This window comes from Leucothrix pacifica (assembly GCF_003172875.1).
GTDB lineage: Bacteria > Pseudomonadota > Gammaproteobacteria > Thiotrichales > Thiotrichaceae > Leucothrix > Leucothrix pacifica.
In genome coordinates, this window is the sequence record NZ_QGKM01000066.1 from 1 (window position 1) to 245 (window position 245).

General features: G+C 51.4%; 1 protein-coding gene. It reads right to left on the bottom strand.

Features of this window, described 5'->3' with window-relative positions; all coding sequences use genetic code 11:
- Positions 1–245, bottom strand: a 245-nt coding sequence (locus DKW60_RS17960; RefSeq protein WP_146203518.1) for an IS66 family transposase, incomplete at both ends; no start/stop codon positions are given.

Here is a 245-nt window from a genome sequence, read left to right on the forward strand (position 1 = left end):
CAAAGCCAACGCTGCTCATTATTCCGGTAATGGCTGGTTTCATCGGCATGGGCAACGGGTAAATTTCGTACGGCCTGACCCACTTGCTGATACAGCGGCAGCAACCATTGTGTGACCGAACGAGTCGCCTGACTCACGGCACCAGTACTGAAGGTGAGTTGCCAGTGATCTTTCAGTAAGCGTTGAATGTTTGACACTGACAAGGCATAAGCGCCATTCATCAGCGTAATCCAGCTGATCAGACC